The sequence below is a fragment of the Roseixanthobacter psychrophilus genome (assembly GCF_043195195.1).
GTDB lineage: Bacteria > Pseudomonadota > Alphaproteobacteria > Rhizobiales > Xanthobacteraceae > NCEH01.
On sequence record NZ_JBAFWT010000001.1, the window covers coordinates 412,444 to 428,121 of the forward strand.

Genomic DNA, 15,678 nt, shown 5'->3' on the forward strand with positions numbered 1-15,678 from the left:
TGCCGGAGGTCGACGACGCGGGAGGCCCGTGAGGAAGCCTTGCCGTCTCAACGGCGTGAGCGGTGCGCGGTTCCGCGCCTGGGGCACCGGCATACGAAGATAAAGGAATATTTTTAACAACCCGGGATCGGCCGGAACAAAGCGGGACCCTCCGCGTTTGTTGGCGAATAGTGTTGAGGCGGAGGAGAGCAGAATGCCCGGACCGCGACATTTCCCGGCCGGGAAGGCAATGCCGAATGGCCTTCCCGCACCCCATGGCTACGATCAGTGCGAATTCACGCCCGATCAGGCGCCGCGCGACTATGCCCGCCCGCGCAAACTCCGCGGACCGGACGAGGAGCGGCGTCACCTGCGTTCAGTGTCCGCCGCGATCGGCGAGACCGGTGGCGCAGACATGTCCTCCCCCAAGTCCACGGTTTTGCCGTCCTATGCGCGCCGGGCCGATGCGCGATGGGACAATGACGGCGACCCCGTTGATGGTTCTTCGCGGCTCTATCGGGAATGACCCGGTCGCTGCCCATTTGTAACTCCACACCACTTTCCCTTGCAGGAAAGGGCATTGCCATGGCAAGTCCAGAACGGCTTTTGTGCACTGCCCTCCTGCTACCTGGCGAACCCACGTCATGCGCACGCTGCGTCCAGACCAAACCATGATCATGCAGGACCAAAAAGAGGGAGGCGGTATGCGAGCCCCTCATCGCAGGGACATTTCCGCACGCCAGGATCTTCTTGGTAAGGAATTGCGCCAGCTGTTCGATGAATTTACCCAGGAAGACGTTCCTGATGACCTGATGCGTCTTGCGCAGCAGTTGCAGGGTGCGGTTCAAGCGCGGACCGAGGCGGACCCGCCGGCGGAAACGCCCCCGAGCATGAGTCCCAAGGAAAAAGACGAGGCCTGACGCGGTCACGTTTCCGCTGTCCTGACGCGCGACATCCCCTCCTTCATGTGAAGGCGATGCCGCGTTTCGTGCGTGTCGACGCGACTCGCGCGCCGGCGCGCACCTTTCACCAGCCGGCGGCCGAGGCGGGAAAGACCTCCGACTTGCTGCCGCGCGGATCGCACCCGGCTTCCAGCATGCCGTCGGGATGACGCTCCGCCGCCAGCAGGAACCCCTCGGTCCAGTCCGGCCCCACCGATAGCTCGTGGCCGCGCGCGGCAAGGCTCGCGAACACCGCGTCCCCGAACCGCGCCTCGATCCGCAGGCGGCTCGGGAAGAAATCGTGCGGGGCGAAGAAGCCCGGAAAATGCTCGCTGGAGAATTTCGGCGCCTCGATGGCAGCCTGAACCGGCATGCCGAACACCAGGCGATTGAGCAGGAATTGCACCTGCCATTGGTCCTGCTGGTCGCCGCCCATACTGCCGCAGGCGATGGTGGGGCGCCCGTCCACGGTGACCAGGGTGGGGCTGATGGTGGTGCGCGGCCGCTTGCCCGGCGCCACCACATTGGGGTGGTTGGACGGCCCCATGTGGAAATTGGAGAGCCTGTTCCCGAGCGGAAAGCCCAGCGCCGGCATCACCTCCGCCGACTTGATCCAGGCGCCCGAGGGGGTGAACGCGCAGGCATTGCCCTCTTCGTCCATGGTGTCCACATGCACCGTCCCCGCCCCCCAATTGGTGAGCGGACGCCGCTCCGATGCCGCGAGCAGGGCGAGATCCTCCACCGGATCGCCGGGGCGCATCTCGGCGCTGGCCCGGGCCATGTCCACGAGCTTCGCGCGCAGCGCGCCATAGGCATCCGACAAGAGCGCGTCCACCGGCACGGAGACCTGGCGGGTGTCGGCGTAATATTGCTCGCGGTCGGCGAAGGCGAGCTTCATCGCCTCCACCACCAGATGCACATAATCCGCGCTGTTGTGGCCGAGCGCGGGCAGATCGAAAGATTTCAGGATCGAGAGCGTCTGCAGCAGCGCCGGCCCCTGGGTCCAGGCCGAGGTCTTGTGAATGCGCGCGCCGGCATAATCGATCGACACCGGCGCCTCCACCGGCACCTCGAACGCATCGAAATCCGCGCGCGTCAGCAGGCCGTCATTCGCATCAGAAAAGGCCACCATCTGCGCGGCGACATCGCCCTTGTAGAAGGCGTCGAACACCGCCTGCAGGCCCTGTTCGCGCGTGCCGCCGGCGGCTTTTTCGGCCGAGACGAGATAATCGATCATGCCGGCGAAGGCGGGATTGGTCATCGCCGAGCCCTCGGCGGGCAGTTCTCCGTCGCGCAGATAGAGCGCGGCGCTGCCGGGCCATTGGGCGAGAAACTTCGCGCGATTGTCGGCGATGCCGAACTTGTGCTGGCGGATCAGCCCGGCATGCACGGGAAAGCCGGTGCGGGCGAGATCCAGCACACGGGCGGAGAGATCGGCAAAGCTCATGCGGCCATAGCGCTGCGCCGCGACGATCAGCGCGCCGAACGCGCCCGGAACGCCGGCGGCCAGAATCCCCTCGGCCGGGACCACCTCATGGCCGCGCGCGCGGAACGCCTCCGGCGTCGCCTTGCGGGGCGCCACCATATTGCCGTTGATGCAGATCACCTCGCCCGTGCCCGCAGGCGCGAGGAGGATCGGGCATTCCCCGCCGATGGTGTGCATGTTCGGGTTCAGCAGGCCCTCCACCAGGGTCGCCGCCACCGCCGCATCCACCGCGTTCCCGCCCGCCTTCAGCGCGTCGATGCCGGCGCCCGATGAGAAATAATGGTGCGAAGCGACCACACCGCGCCGGGCGAAGATGCGGGAATAGAAGGTGGTTGCCTCGGTGGGCGCGGTGCGAAAGCTGCGCTCGCTGGCCACGTTCATTGCTCATGCCCTTTCCTGCGGCACCAAATGGGCCGGATGATCCGGAGGCCGATCCCCACGAGAGCGGACGGTGACGTTTCTATGAAGGAAAAATCTTTTCGCTTCAATATGGAGCGCGACAGGCGTTGCCCTGGCGTGGCTGCGGGCCGGCAGGCCGCGCCCCTTCGGCGGGCGGCGCCATGAAAAAGGGGCCCGTGGGGGCCCCTTTTTTTAACGATGGCAGAGCCTTCTGGAGACCCCTGCCCGATTCGCGGTGAGCGCTATTTGTCCCCGCGGTTGCGGATGCTCTGGATCGCCGCCAGCACCTCGCCGACGATGCCGCGCCGAAACAGCGACACCACGATCACGAAGATGACGCCTTGAATGACCAGAACCCATTCGCCGAAGGTGGCGAGATAATTCTGCATGGTGACGATGATGGTGGCGCCCACCACCGGCCCGAGCACCGTGCCCATTCCGCCGACCAGGGTCATCAGGATGACCTCGCCCGACATGGGCCAGACCACATCGGTGAGCGAGGCGAGCTGGAACACGATCGCCTTGGTGGACCCCGCCAGACCCGCCAGACCCGCCGACAGCACGAGGGCCAGGATCTTGTACTGGTTGACGCGGTAGCCCAGCGAGATCGCCCGCGGCTCGTTCTCTCGGATCGCCTTCAGCACCTGTCCGAACGGCGAGTTGATGGCCCGGTAGATGATGCCGAAGCCGATCAGGAAGATCGCCAGGACGACATAATAGAGGTTGATGTCCTTGGAGATGTCCACGAATCCGAACATGAGCGAGCGCGGCACCGCCTGCAGACCGTCCTCGCCGCCGGTGAACTTCGCCTGGAGGCAGAAGAAGAAGAACATCTGCGACAGCGCCAGCGTCACCATCGCGAAATAGATGCCGACGCGGCGGATCGCCAGCAGGCCGGTGATCAACCCCAGCAGCGCCGCGAACAGCGTGCCGGCGAGGATGCCCAGCTCGGGCGAGAGGCCCTGCATCTTCACGAGATAGGCGGTGATATAGGCGGCGCCGCCGAAGAACATGGCGTGGCCGAACGACAGCAGCCCGGTATAGCCCAGCATCAGGTTGAAGGCGCACGCGAACAGCGAGAAGCACAGCACCTTCATCAGGAATACGGGATAGACCCCGAACGGGGCGGCCAGCAGCAGGCCGAGAACCACCACGCCGATGACGATTTTCAGCGGCGTGAGGCCGCCGGACACGGCGGCGGGCACGGGGGGTGAGGCTTGGGAAGTCGTGGAAGTCATGATTGCCTCACTTCACCGTGCCGAACAGGCCGGCAGGCTTCACCAGGAGCACGATGGCCATGATGACGAAGATCACCGTGGACGATGCCTCGGGATAGAAGACCTTGGTCAGGCCCTCCACGAGGCCGAGGCCGAAGCCGGTGACGATGGCGCCCATGATCGACCCCATGCCGCCGATCACCACCACCGCGAACACCACGATGATGAGGTTCGACCCCATGGTGGGACTCACCTGATAGGCGGGGGCCGCGAGCACGCCGGCCAGCGCGGCAAGGCCGACGCCGAAGCCGTAGGTCAGCGTGATCATGCGCGGCACGTCGATGCCGAACGCCTGCACCAGGTCCGGCCGCTCGGTCGCCGCACGCAGGTACGAGCCGAGCTTGGTGCGCTCGATCACGAACCAGGTGGCGATGCACACCACCAGCGAGGCCACCACCACGAAGGCGCGGTAATTGGGCAGGAACATGAAGCCGAGGTTGGTGCCGCCCGGCAGCGGATTGTTATAGGGCAGGCCCGATGCGCCATATTGGCGGCGGAACAGCCCTTCCAGGATCAGCGCCAGGCCGAAGGTCAGCAGCAGGCCGTAGAGATGGTCGAGATGATAGAGCCGGCGCAGCAGCAGCCGCTCGATGATCATGCCGATCACCGCGACGACGATGGGCGAGATCACCAGCGCGCCCCAGAACGGGATGCCGACATAGTTCAGCAGCATCCAGGCGCCGAACGCGCCCATCATATATTGCGCGCCGTGGGTGAAATTAATGACGTTCAACAGCCCGAAAATCACCGCGAGCCCAAGGCTCAGCATGGCGTAGAAGGCGCCGTTGATCAGCCCCAGGAGCAATTGGCCGAACAGGGCCTGGGGGGCAATGCCGATTAGCTCGAACATGGATCGGTCTCTGCGACAGGAGAGAGCGGGCCGGCGTGACGCCGGCCCGCGGGTGCCATCATCAGGTCTTCTTGACCAGCGGGCAGTCGCCCTGATCGAGCGGACGGAACGCCTCGTTGGCGGGGATCGTCGCCTTCAAGGTGTAGTAGTCGTAGGGATACTTGGAGTCCGAAGGCTTCTTCACCTCGAACAGATACATCGGGTGAATCTGGCGGCCGTCGGCGCGCACTTCGCCCTTGCCGAACAGTTTGTCGTCGGTGGGGATCTCCTTCATCTTGGCCACCACCGCCGCGCCGTCCTTGGCCGACTTCAGGGCCTCGACGGCCTTCAGATAATGGATCACGCCGCTATAGACGCCGGCCTGCACCATGGTCGGGTGCACGCCGCGATTGGCCGCCGCGAATTCCTTGGCGAAGGCGCGGTTGGCGTCGGTCATGTCCCAATACCAGGCGGAGGTCAGGTTCAGGCCCTGCGCAGTCTTCAGCCCCAGCGAATGCACGTCGGAGAGGAAGATCAGCAGGCCGGCCAGCTTCTGGCCGCCGTCGACGATGCCGTATTCGGCCGCCTGCTTGATGGAGTTGATAGTGTCGCCGCCGGCATTGGCGAGGCCGATGATCTTGGCCTTGGAGCCCTGCGCCTGCAGCAGGAAGGAGGAGAAGTCGGAATTGTTGAGCGGCACGCGCACGGTGCCGAGCACCTTGCCGCCGTTCGCCTTCACGACTTCCGCGGTGTCGCGCTCCAGCGCATGGCCGAAGGCATAGTCGGCGGTCAGGAAGAACCAGGTGTCGCCACCGTTCTTGGTGATCGCCTTGCCGGTGCCATTGGCCAGCGCCCAGGTGTCATAGGTCCAGTGCACGGTGTTGGGCGTGCAGGCCTTGCCCGTGAGGTCGGAGCTGGCGGCGCCGGAATTGATGAAGACCTTGTTCTTTTCCTTGGTCACCTGGTTCACGGCCAGGGCGACGCCGGAATTGGGCACGTCGAGGATCACGTCCACGCCGTCCACGTCGTACCACTGACGGGCGATCGAGGTGCCGACGTCGGGCTTGTTCTGGTGGTCGGCGAACACGACCTCCACTTTCATGCCCTTGGCGGCGGCGTTGAAATCCTCGACCGCCTTCTTGGCGGCCCACACGGAGCCGGGGCCGCCGAGGTCGGCATAGAGGCCGGATTGGTCGTTCAGCACGCCGATCTTGACCGGGATCGGCGTGGTCTGGGCTTGGGCGGCGGTGACGGCGAACAGGCTCGCGGCCGCCATGAACATGGTTGCAAGACGCATCTTGTTTCCTCCTCCGGCAAGGCAGCCGGTTGCGTTTTTTTTCGAAAACCCGGCTTTAGACGCCGAGAAAGGCTTCGAGACGCGCCGCGTTCTCCGCGATCTTGTCGTTGGGGACCATGTCCACCACCTTGCCGTGCTCGACCACATAATGGCGGTCCGCGACGGTCGAGGCGAAGTGGAAGTTCTGCTCCACGAGCAGCACGGTGAAGCCCCGGGTCTTCAACGCACGGATGATGTCGCCGATATGCTGGACGATGACGGGCGCGAGGCCCTCGGTCGGCTCGTCGAGCAGCAGCAGCTTGGCGCCCGTGCGCAGGATGCGGGCGATGGCGAGCATCTGCTGCTCGCCGCCGGACAGCTTCGTACCCTGGCTGTTGCGCCGTTCCTCCAGGCGGGGGAACAGGTCGTGGATCTCGTCGACGGAGAGGCCGCCGGGCAGCACCACCGGCGGCAGCAGCAGATTCTCGCGCACGTTCAGGCTCGCGAAAATGCCCCGTTCCTCGGGACAATAGCCGATGCCGAGGCGCGCGATATGGTTGGGCGCGAGCTTGACGGTCTCGTTGCCGTCGTAGCGGATCGAGCCGGCGCGCTTGCGCAGCAGGCCCATGACGGCGCGCATGGTGGTGGTCTTGCCGGCGCCGTTTCGCCCCAGCAGAGTCACCACCTCGCCCTTGTGGATATCGAAGCTCATGCCGTGCAGGACATGGCTTTCCCCGTAATGACCGTGCAGGTCGCGCACCGCGAGCAGCGGTGCGGCAGAGGCCGCCTCACCCATGGCCATGCCCCGTTCCCATGTATGCCTCGATCACTTGCGGATTCTTTGAAACCTCGGAATAAGGCCCCTCGGTCAGGATCTCGCCCCGCGCCAGCACGGTGATGGCGTCGGAGAGGTCGGCGACCACCGAGAGATTGTGCTCAACCATCAGCACCGTGCGGTTGGCCGACACGCGCTTGATGAGGTCGGCGGTGCGGGCGATGTCCTCGCGGCCCATGCCGGAGGTGGGCTCGTCCAGCAGCAGCATCTCCGGTTCAAGCGCCAGGGTGGTGGCGATCTCCAGGGCGCGCTTGCGGCCGTAGGGCAGTTCCACCGCCTCGTGCTTGGCGTAGGAGGTGAGGCCCACCTCCTCCAGCAATTCCATGGCGCGCTCGTTCAGCACGTCCAGCGAGTTCTGGGAGCGCCAGAAATGGAACGACGTGCCAAGCGCGCGCTGCAAGGCGACGCGCACGTTCTCAAGCACCGTCAGGTGCCCGAACGTGGCCGAGATCTGGAACGAGCGCACCATCCCCAGGCGCGCCACGTCGGCGGGCTTGGTGCGCGTAATCTCCTTCCCGTTCAGGCGAATGACGCCACGGGTCGGCTCCAGGAATTTCGTGATCAGGTTGAAGCATGTGGTCTTGCCAGCGCCATTCGGCCCGATCAGGGCGTGAATGGTGTGCCGTCGAATCCGCAGGTTGACGTTCTTGACCGCCGCGAAACCCTTGAACTCTTTGGTGAGACCCTCTGCTTCAACGATGTAGGGCACGTCTGAGACAGTGTCCGTCATCGTGCTCTGCGTCCTCGCTTGTTTCGGCCCGTAGCGCAGTGCGCCCGCCGGCTCCCCTAGAGACCGCATCTTGCGTGATGCTTTTGATCTTGCGGCGCAACCTAGCACGGTGAGCTTGGCTGCCGTCAATAGGAATAAGCTGCGCCAAAAGTCTCAGCCGTGAAGCGCCCTGTGGATCGCATGGATCCAGGTTACGGGACCGACGAAACGGCCACGATCACGTGGTCCCCCGCTACCCCCGAGAGCTGTAGCACCAAGGGCGTCGGCGCGACGTCGAACCGCACGCTCTTGCGCAGGCCGGGGCATCCGCGCACCCCGGTGAAGGCGACGGGGGTCAGGCTTTTGCCGTCCTGCATCAGATCGATCCAGCCGCCTTGCGACAGGCTCACCTCCAGCCGCCCGGAGGCAGGCGGCGCCGGCACGAGCAGGAAGCCGGCAAAGGTCCCGCCGTCCGCCGGCAGGCGGGTCGGCGGATAGGGCAACCCCGCCTCCTTGAGCGGCACGAGCTGGAGAATGACCGCCGCTTCCGCCGCCGGCAGCCGCGCGCCGCTGACGGCCCGCTCGGTCGCGCCGTCGAGGGCGGCGCGTGCCCGATCGAGCGGCCACGCGCCGCCCGCGCAACCCTCCCCCTCGACGGTGAGGGCCGCGCCGGGACCCGCGCCCAGCGCGAGCAGCGCGAAGACCCCGGCGGCGCCGAGGCGGGTCCGGGAAGAACGACGCGGGTGGAACCCGCGCAGGGAGAAATAGCGCATGCCGACCTTCAAATTATATTCCTAAGAATATAACGCAAGGGCCGGCGCTGCGCGATACCCTCAGCGCGACTGGCTGTGGTAGGCCGGGTTCGGCCGCATATCGACGCCGCCGGCAATGCGGTTCGACATGTTGAAGAACCCCGTCACCGCCGCGATGTCCCAGATGTCCCGCTCGGAAAAGCCCAGCTTCCGCAGGCCCTCGCGGTCCGCCTCTTCCACTTCGTGGGGCCGCTCGGTCAGCTTGACGGCGAAGTCCAGCATGCCCCGTTGGCGCGGCTCCAGGCGCGCGGCGCGATAATTCATCACCATCTGCTCGCCCAGGATCGGATCGCCCGAAAGCGCCCGCACCGCCGCGCCATGGGCGGTCAGGCAGTAATAACAGCGGTTCACGCTCGATACCGCCACCGCGATCATCTCCCGCTCCAGCTTCGAGAGGCCGGAGGGCGCCAGCATGAGGTCGTTATATATGCCGGCGAACGCATTCAGCTTGGCCATGTCGAAACTGTAGGCCGCCAGAACGTTCGGCACGAAGCCGAGCTTCTCCATGCACTTGTCGAAATAGGCCTGGTTCCCGGGATCGAGAGGGGCTGGCGGCAGGTCGAGCGCGATCAGCGGCGCATCGTCGGCCGGCCGGGCCGGCGGTGCCTTCACGGCGGCGGGCTTCCGCGCGGGCCCGGCCTTGGCCTTGGCGGCGACGGTGGTCGCGGCGCGCGCCACGGCCTGCATGGCGGCCTGGACTGCCCCGGTCTTGGGCGCGCCTGCATTTTCAGCAGACTTTGACTTTAATTTCTTGGGCTTGCCTGTGCTCTTCGGCGCGGTCATCCTGCTCCCCCTTAGATAGAGATCCCCGTCATCGTTCCGTCGCGGCTCTGAGCGAAACCCACAGTCAGAACGTCCGATCTGAGGACGACAGGCCCCACACTTCGGGCGGGGCTGAAGGGGAGAGGCCATGAACGTCCTAGGATTTCAAGGTTCAGAGCTTGGTTTCACCGCCCAGGCGCGCATCGACGAAACCGTGGCGCTGCTTGCCGGCGGCCCGGTGCCCGATTTTTTCGCCCGTGCCCTGCTCGCCGGCGCTGCCCCGGAGGACGTGGAAACCCTGCTCCCGGAAGCCCTGGCGCAATTGTGCCGCGAAGCCCATGCCCATCTCTCCGGCCGCGTGCCGGGACAGCACGACGTGCGGGTGTTCAATCCCCAATGGTCCGGCGCGCCCGCCATCACGGTGGTCGAGACCGTCAATGAGGATATGGCCTTCCTGTTCGATTCGATCGCCGGCGAACTGGCCGACGGGAATTTCGAGCCGAAGTTCGTTACCCATCCCATCTTCGCCGTCGAGCGCAATGGCGATGGCGTGGCCACCGGCATCGAGACCGACCTCTCCCAGGGCCGCAAGCGCTCCGCCCGCGAAAGCCTGATCCACATACATATCCAGGCGCTGGAAACCGCCGAGGGGCGCGAGACGCTCAAGGCCGCGCTCGACAAGACGCTCGCCGACGTGCGCGCCGCCAATGCCGATTTCCAGGCCATGCGTGCCGAAGTGCGGCAGGCGGCGGAAGGCTTCCGCCGCAAGTCGCAGCCCTATTCCAAGGAAGAGCGCAAGGAAGCCGCCGATTTCATCGACTGGCTGGCCAGCGACGATTTCATCTTCATCGGCGTGCGCCGCTATGCGCTTGCCGCCGACGGCGGCCTGGAAGTCGCCGAGGAGGGCCTCGGCATCCTGCGCGACCGCGAGGTGCACGAATTGCGCCTCGGCGAGGAAGCGGTGGTGACGACGCCGGAAATCCGCCAGTTCCTCGCCGGCCCGTTGCCGCTGATCGTCACCAAATCCTCGCTGCGCTCGCGGGTGCACCGCCGCGCGTTCCTGGATTATGTCGGCGTGAAGCTGCATGCCGACGATGGCCGCCTTTTGGGCGAGTTGCGCATCATCGGCCTGTTCACCGCCACCGCCTATACCGACTCGGTCCGCCAGATCCCCTATCTGCGCCGCAAGGTGGAGATGGTGGTGGAAGAGGCCGGGCTCGACCGCGAGAGCCATTCGGGCAAGGCGCTCGGCACCGTGCTCGAAACCTATCCGCGCGACGACCTGTTCCAGATCGACCCGACCACCCTGTTGGTGTTCGCCCGCGACATCCTCTCGCTCTACGACCGCCCGCGCGTGCGGGTGCTGCCGCGGGTGGATGCGTTCGATCGCTTCGTCTCGGTTCTGGTCTATGTGCCGCGCGAGCGCTTCGACGCGGCGCTGCGCGACAAGATCGGCGCACGCCTCGCCGCCGCCTTCGGCGGACACGTCTCGGCCGCCTCGCCTTCCTTCCTCTCGGATGTGCCGCTGACCCGCGTGCATTACATCATCGGCCGGCGCGAAGGCCGCACGCCGGAGGTGGATCGCTTCGCGCTGGAAGCCGCCGTGGCCGAGGACGTGCTCTCCTGGAGCGACCGCCTGCGCCAGGCGCTGCGCGAGGCGCCGGGCGTCAGCGATGCCGGCCTGCTGTTCGAGCGCTACGGCGATGCGTTCGACGCCGGCTACATCGCCGCCTACGGGATCGAGACCGCCGTCGCCGACATCGAGCGGCTGGAGCGGCTCTCCCCCGAGCGGCCGATCGCGCTCGACTTCTACCGCCGCCCGGGCGACCCCGCGAACCGCATCTCGCTGCGCCTGCTCTCCTTCGGCCGGCCGCTCCCGCTCTCCGAGCGCGTGCCGATGCTGGAGAACATGGGCCTCAAGGCGATCAACGAGCGCACCTATCATATCGAGCCGGTGTGCGGCGCCGACACCGAGGTGCGCCGCTCCTGGCTGCATGAAATGACCCTGGAACGGGTGGATGCCGGCACCATCGAGGTGTCCGGCTCGGCCGCCCGGCTGGAAGATCTGCTCACCGCCGTGCTGCGCGGCGAGGCGGAGAACGACGGCTTCAACGCCTTGGTGCTCGACACCGGCCTCGGCTGGCGCGACGTCGCGCTCGCCCGTGCGCTGGCCCGTTATCTCCGGCAGGCCGGCATTCCCTATTCCCAGGACTATCTGTGGACCACGCTGATCAACCACGCGGACGTGGCTGCCCGGATCGTCCAGTTGTTCCACACCTCATTCGATCCGCGCCTCGATGCGAGCCCGCAGGCCCGCGCCGCCCGTGCCGCGCCGCCGCGCGAGGAGATCGAGGCGGCCCTCGCCGACGTGTCCTCGCTCGACGAGGACCGCATCCTGCGCCGCTTCGTCAATCTCGTGGACGCGGCGCTGCGCACCACCTTCTATCAGGTGGATGGGGACGGCCGGCCCAAGGGCGCCATCGCCATCAAATACGACAGTGCCAAGGTGGAGGGGCTCCCCCTGCCCCGGCCCATGTATGAGGTGTTCGTCTATTCGCCCCGGGTCGAAGGCGTGCATCTGCGCTTCGGCCATGTGGCGCGCGGCGGCCTGCGCTGGTCCGACCGGCCGCAGGATTTCCGCACCGAGGTGCTCGGCCTGGTGAAGGCGCAGCAGGTGAAGAATGCGGTCATCGTGCCGGTGGGCGCCAAGGGCGGCTTCGTGCCCAAGCACCTGCCCATCGGCGGCTCGCGCGACGCGATCCAGGCGGAAGGCATCGCCGCCTACAAGATCTTCGTCACCGCTCTGCTGGAAATCACCGACAATCTCAAGGGCGGCGAGGTGGTGCACCCGCCGCTGACCGTGCGCGTCGACGGCGACGATCCCTATCTCGTGGTCGCGGCCGACAAGGGCACCGCCACCTTCTCCGACATCGCCAACGGCCTGTCGCAGGAACACGGCTTCTGGCTCGACGACGCCTTCGCCTCCGGCGGCTCGGTGGGCTACGACCACAAGGCCATGGGCATCACCGCCCGCGGCGCCTGGGAAGCGGTGAAGCGCCACTTCCGCGAAATCGACGTGGACATCCAGACCACGCCGATCACCGTGGTGGGCGTCGGCGACATGTCCGGCGACGTGTTCGGCAACGGCATGCTGCTCTCCAGCGCGCTGAAGCTGGTGGCGGCGTTCGACCATCGCCACATCTTCCTCGATCCCGAGCCCGATCCCGCCGCCTCCCACGCGGAGCGCGCGCGCCTGTTCGCCCTGCCCCGCTCAAGCTGGGCCGATTACGATCCGGCCCTGATCTCCCCGGGCGGCGGCATCTATCCCCGCACCGCCAAGCGCATCCCCCTGTCGGAGCAGGCCCGCGCCGTGCTCGGGCTCGACAAGCTGGAGGCGACGCCCACCGAGGTGATGAGCGCCATCCTCAAGGCCAAGGCCGATCTGCTCTGGTTCGGCGGCATCGGCACCTATGTGCGCGCCGCGAGCGAAACCGACGCCCAGGCCGGCGACCGCGCCAATGATCCGATCCGCATCGCCGCGCGCGACTTGCGGGTGAAGGTGGTGGGCGAAGGCGCCAATCTCGGCATGACCCAGCGCGGCCGCATCGAGGCGGCGCGCCACGGCGTGCGGCTCAATACCGACGCCATCGACAATTCCGCCGGCGTGAATACCTCCGACGTGGAGGTGAACATCAAGATCGCGCTGTCGACTCCGGTGGCCGAAGGCCTGCTCTCCCCGCCCGACCGGGCCGCCCTGCTGGGCGAGATGACCCAGGAGGTCGGCCTGCTGGTGCTGCGGAACAATTATCTGCAGACGCTGGCAATCTCGCTCGCCGAACGGCGCGGGGTCGGCGACCTCGCGTTCCAGCAGCGGCTGATGCAAATGCTGGAACTGCGGGGCGAACTGGATCGCGGGGTGGAATTCCTGCCCTCCGACGCCGAGATCCAGGAACGCCGCGCGCGGGGCGAGGCGCTGACCCGGCCGGAACTGGCGGTGCTCCTGGCCTATGCCAAGATCTCGCTCTATTCCGAGCTGCTCGGCTCGGACGTGCCGGACGACGCCTATCTCGCGGAAGAGCTGGAACATTATTTCCCCACCGCCATCGAGCAGCGCTTCCCGAATGCCATCACAAGCCATCGCCTGCGGCGGGAGATCATCGCCACCGGGCTTGCCAATGCCATCATCAACCAGGGTGGCCCGGCCTGCATCGCGCGCATCAGCGACCATACCGGCATGGATGCGGCGAGCGTGGTGCGCGCCTATGCGGCGGTGCGCGATAGTTTCGGCCTGACCGAGCTGAACGCCGCCATCGATGTCCTCGACAACCAGATCGACGGCGCGGTGCAATTGCAGCTCTATGCCGAGGTGCAGGATCTCGCGCTCAGCCGCACGGTATGGTTCCTGCGCAATGTGGACCTCGGCACCGGGCTCGATGCGGTGGTGGCGCGCTATCGCGGCGCCATCGCGGCGGTCGCCGCCGCGCTCGATTCCAGCCTGCCGGAAGCCTGGCGCCTGGCCGGCGCGCGGCAGACCGCGGCGCTGGTGGAAAAGCGCGTGCCGGAAGATCTCGCCCGCCGCATCGCCCTGCTGCGCGCGCTCTCCGCCGCCTCCGACATCGCCGTGCTGTCGCAGACCACCGGCCGGTCGATCGAGGATGCCGCCACGACCTTCTTCGCCGCCGGGCGCTATTTCGCGGTGGACGAAATCGTCGGGGCGGCGCGGACCATCACGGCGCCGGACTATTACGACCGCCTCGCCCTCGACCGGGCGCTGGGTCAGATCGAAGCCTTCGTGCGACAGGTGACCGGGGAAATCCTCGCCACCGGCTCGGGCGAAGAGGGGGTGGAGGCCTATGTCCAACGCCGCCGCAAGGAGATCGATCGCACCCGCGCCACGGTGCAGGACATCCTCGCCTCGGGCTTCAGCCTGTCCAAGGTGACGCTGACGGCAAACCTGCTGGGCGATCTGGTCCGCGCCTGACCTGCAAAGGCGCGGCAGACGACGCTGCAAAGGCGACGCTGCAAAGGCGACGCTGCAAAGGCGACGCTGCAAAGGCGACGCTGCAAAGGCGATGACACGAAAGGCGGCCGGTCCGGCCGCCTTTTTCCTGGCTGCCTGCGCGTTCCGCCTGCCCCGCTCGCCGCGTCCTGCGTCGCGCGCCCTTGGCCACGCGCCCCTTGGTTGCGCCCCCTTGGCCGCGCGACGGCCAGCGCGAGATCGGGACGGAAATCAGGTCAGGACAGAAATCAGGTCAGGACGGAGTCAGGGCTGGACACGGGACGCGCGCCGCGCGGAAAAGGCCGCGCGCCTTTGCGCCCCTCCGGTTCCACCGGGGTGGTGCGGATCGCGGGTGCGGGCGCGGCGATGCCATAGCCGAAGTCCGGCAGGCCATGCCGCGCCAGTTCGACTTCCAGCAGCCGCTCCTGCTCCGGCCCCCAGACCGCCTGTTTCTCCTTGGAACGCCGTTCCGTGGTCTTGCGGCCGATGGCGGAGCTTTTCACCGTGCGCGGCTTCAGCAGTTCCAGGCCGAGATAGTCCGAAAGGCGCTCCATCTCCACCTGCGGCTGGGCGAGGAGATCCTCATAGCGCAGCAGATGCGCCTCGGGCCGCTCGTGCCACGCCTTCACATGGGCGCACCAATAGCCGATCTGATTGAGCTTGCCTGCGGGGTCGCGGGCGGAGGTCGACTTCACATACGTGGCGAAATCGGTTTCGGGATCGATGCGGTAGCCCGGCTCGTGCCCCTTCAGGTCGAAATAGAATTGCGAGCGCAGCACGTCGCGCGGATTGCGCACGATATAGACGTGCTTGGCATTGCTGTAGAGCGAGCTTGCCGCCACCCAGTGCATGTAGGAATGCCACGGCCGGCGCTCCTTCAGCTTCTCGCCATAGAACGCATCGTGGCTCTTGATGACCACCGGCAGGTGCATCAGACGGGCGAAGAAGTCACCGTCGAGGTGCATCCACTCCCGCGCCACGGGGAAGCGCGCGCGGATTTCGTCGATCAGGAAATGCGTGCCCGAGCGGCGATGCGACTGCACAATGACGAGGGGCCGCATCCCCTTGTCGTCCCAATTGCCGATGCGCCCGAGAAAGCTGCGCTCATGGTAGGGAAAGGCGCCCGTCTGGAGATATCTCCAGCGAAGGACAGCCCAGGCGCGCTCCATCTTCTGCGCGAACTTTCCCATCGTGCATCCCCGTTGGCTGCACCGGGCGGGAGCGTCCCGCCGGCGCAAAGTGGACGTGCACACATTTTCGCGCGTGACCACACGAATGAGTGAACGGGCTGTAATCTTAGCGTAAAGTTCAGGAGGTATGGGAGGCGCCCCGCGCTATTTTTACAAAACTTTCTCGGTGTCCTGCGCGCCTATG

General features: G+C 66.5%; 12 protein-coding genes. 3 read left to right on the forward strand and 9 right to left on the reverse strand.

What is annotated here, in order from left to right; all coding sequences use genetic code 11:
- Positions 1-193: 193 nt before the first annotated feature.
- The gene (locus tag V5F77_RS01910; protein ID WP_429003606.1) at positions 194-505 is read left to right on the forward strand and encodes a hypothetical protein; all 312 of its coding nucleotides are present in this window, start codon (positions 194-196) and stop codon (positions 503-505) included.
- A gap of 118 nt (positions 506-623) precedes the next feature.
- Positions 624-899: a hypothetical protein gene (locus V5F77_RS01915; protein ID WP_429003607.1), complete on the forward strand. Its 276-nt coding sequence runs from the start codon at positions 624-626 to the stop codon at positions 897-899.
- 106 nt (positions 900-1,005) lie between these two features.
- On the opposite strand, the gene V5F77_RS01920 is transcribed toward V5F77_RS01915, so the two are convergent.
- From V5F77_RS01920 to V5F77_RS01955, 8 genes are all read right to left on the reverse strand, one after another.
- Entirely contained in the window at positions 1,006-2,787 is a 1,782-nt protein-coding gene (locus tag V5F77_RS01920; RefSeq protein WP_429003608.1) for a gamma-glutamyltransferase family protein, read from the reverse strand.
- Positions 2,788-3,047: 260 nt separating this feature from the next.
- Entirely contained in the window at positions 3,048-4,043 is a 996-nt protein-coding gene (locus V5F77_RS01925) for a branched-chain amino acid ABC transporter permease (protein ID WP_429003609.1), read from the reverse strand.
- A 7-nt stretch (positions 4,044-4,050) separates the two neighbouring features.
- Positions 4,051-4,932, reverse strand: a complete 882-nt coding sequence (locus tag V5F77_RS01930; protein WP_429003610.1) for a branched-chain amino acid ABC transporter permease — start codon at positions 4,930-4,932, stop codon at positions 4,051-4,053.
- Between the two features lie 61 nt (positions 4,933-4,993).
- Positions 4,994-6,208, reverse strand: coding sequence for an ABC transporter substrate-binding protein (locus V5F77_RS01935; protein ID WP_429003611.1), 1,215 nt, complete (start codon positions 6,206-6,208; stop codon positions 4,994-4,996).
- Between the two features lie 55 nt (positions 6,209-6,263).
- On the reverse strand, positions 6,264-6,989 hold the full coding sequence (locus V5F77_RS01940) for an ABC transporter ATP-binding protein (RefSeq protein WP_429003612.1): 726 nt from the start codon (positions 6,987-6,989) through the stop codon (positions 6,264-6,266).
- Complete coding sequence (locus tag V5F77_RS01945) at positions 6,976-7,752, reverse strand: ABC transporter ATP-binding protein (RefSeq protein ID WP_429003613.1); 777 nt, start codon at positions 7,750-7,752, stop codon at positions 6,976-6,978. The genes V5F77_RS01940 and V5F77_RS01945 overlap by 14 nt, the downstream gene beginning before the upstream one ends.
- A gap of 191 nt (positions 7,753-7,943) precedes the next feature.
- A complete protein-coding gene (locus V5F77_RS01950) occupies positions 7,944-8,504 on the reverse strand; it encodes a hypothetical protein (protein ID WP_429003614.1) in 561 nt (186 codons plus the stop codon).
- A gap of 60 nt (positions 8,505-8,564) precedes the next feature.
- On the reverse strand, positions 8,565-9,230 hold the full coding sequence (locus V5F77_RS01955) for a peroxidase-related enzyme (RefSeq protein WP_429003690.1): 666 nt from the start codon (positions 9,228-9,230) through the stop codon (positions 8,565-8,567).
- A 223-nt stretch (positions 9,231-9,453) separates the two neighbouring features.
- On the opposite strand from V5F77_RS01955, the gene V5F77_RS01960 reads away from it, so the two are divergent.
- Positions 9,454-14,286 carry an NAD-glutamate dehydrogenase gene (locus tag V5F77_RS01960; protein WP_429003615.1) on the forward strand — a complete coding sequence of 1,611 codons (4,833 nt, stop codon included), beginning with the start codon at positions 9,454-9,456 and terminating at the stop codon, positions 14,284-14,286.
- 266 nt (positions 14,287-14,552) lie between these two features.
- Here V5F77_RS01960 and V5F77_RS01965 read toward each other — a convergent pair whose 3' ends face one another.
- A complete protein-coding gene (locus V5F77_RS01965) occupies positions 14,553-15,494 on the reverse strand; it encodes a sulfotransferase domain-containing protein (protein ID WP_429003616.1) in 942 nt (313 codons plus the stop codon).
- Between the last annotated feature and the right edge of the window lie 184 nt (positions 15,495-15,678).

Excerpts from the sequence above, each read along its gene's own strand:
- V5F77_RS01910 (WP_429003606.1), top strand. The coding sequence starts at position 194 with ATGCCCGGACCGCGACATTTCCCGGCCGGGAAGGCAATGCCGAATGGC.
- V5F77_RS01915 (WP_429003607.1), top strand. The coding sequence starts at position 624 with ATGCGCACGCTGCGTCCAGACCAAACCATGATCATGCAGGACCAAAAA.
- V5F77_RS01920 (WP_429003608.1), bottom strand. The coding sequence starts at position 2,787 with ATGAACGTGGCCAGCGAGCGCAGCTTTCGCACCGCGCCCACCGAGGCA.
- V5F77_RS01925 (WP_429003609.1), bottom strand. The coding sequence starts at position 4,043 with ATGACTTCCACGACTTCCCAAGCCTCACCCCCCGTGCCCGCCGCCGTG.
- V5F77_RS01930 (WP_429003610.1), bottom strand. The coding sequence starts at position 4,932 with ATGTTCGAGCTAATCGGCATTGCCCCCCAGGCCCTGTTCGGCCAATTG.
- V5F77_RS01935 (WP_429003611.1), bottom strand. The coding sequence starts at position 6,208 with ATGCGTCTTGCAACCATGTTCATGGCGGCCGCGAGCCTGTTCGCCGTC.
- V5F77_RS01940 (WP_429003612.1), bottom strand. The coding sequence starts at position 6,989 with ATGGCCATGGGTGAGGCGGCCTCTGCCGCACCGCTGCTCGCGGTGCGC.
- V5F77_RS01945 (WP_429003613.1), bottom strand. The coding sequence starts at position 7,752 with ATGACGGACACTGTCTCAGACGTGCCCTACATCGTTGAAGCAGAGGGT.
- V5F77_RS01950 (WP_429003614.1), bottom strand. The coding sequence starts at position 8,504 with ATGCGCTATTTCTCCCTGCGCGGGTTCCACCCGCGTCGTTCTTCCCGG.
- V5F77_RS01955 (WP_429003690.1), bottom strand. The coding sequence starts at position 9,230 with ATGCAGGCCGTGGCGCGCGCCGCGACCACCGTCGCCGCCAAGGCCAAG.
- V5F77_RS01960 (WP_429003615.1), top strand. The coding sequence starts at position 9,454 with ATGAACGTCCTAGGATTTCAAGGTTCAGAGCTTGGTTTCACCGCCCAG.
- V5F77_RS01965 (WP_429003616.1), bottom strand. The coding sequence starts at position 15,494 with ATGGGAAAGTTCGCGCAGAAGATGGAGCGCGCCTGGGCTGTCCTTCGC.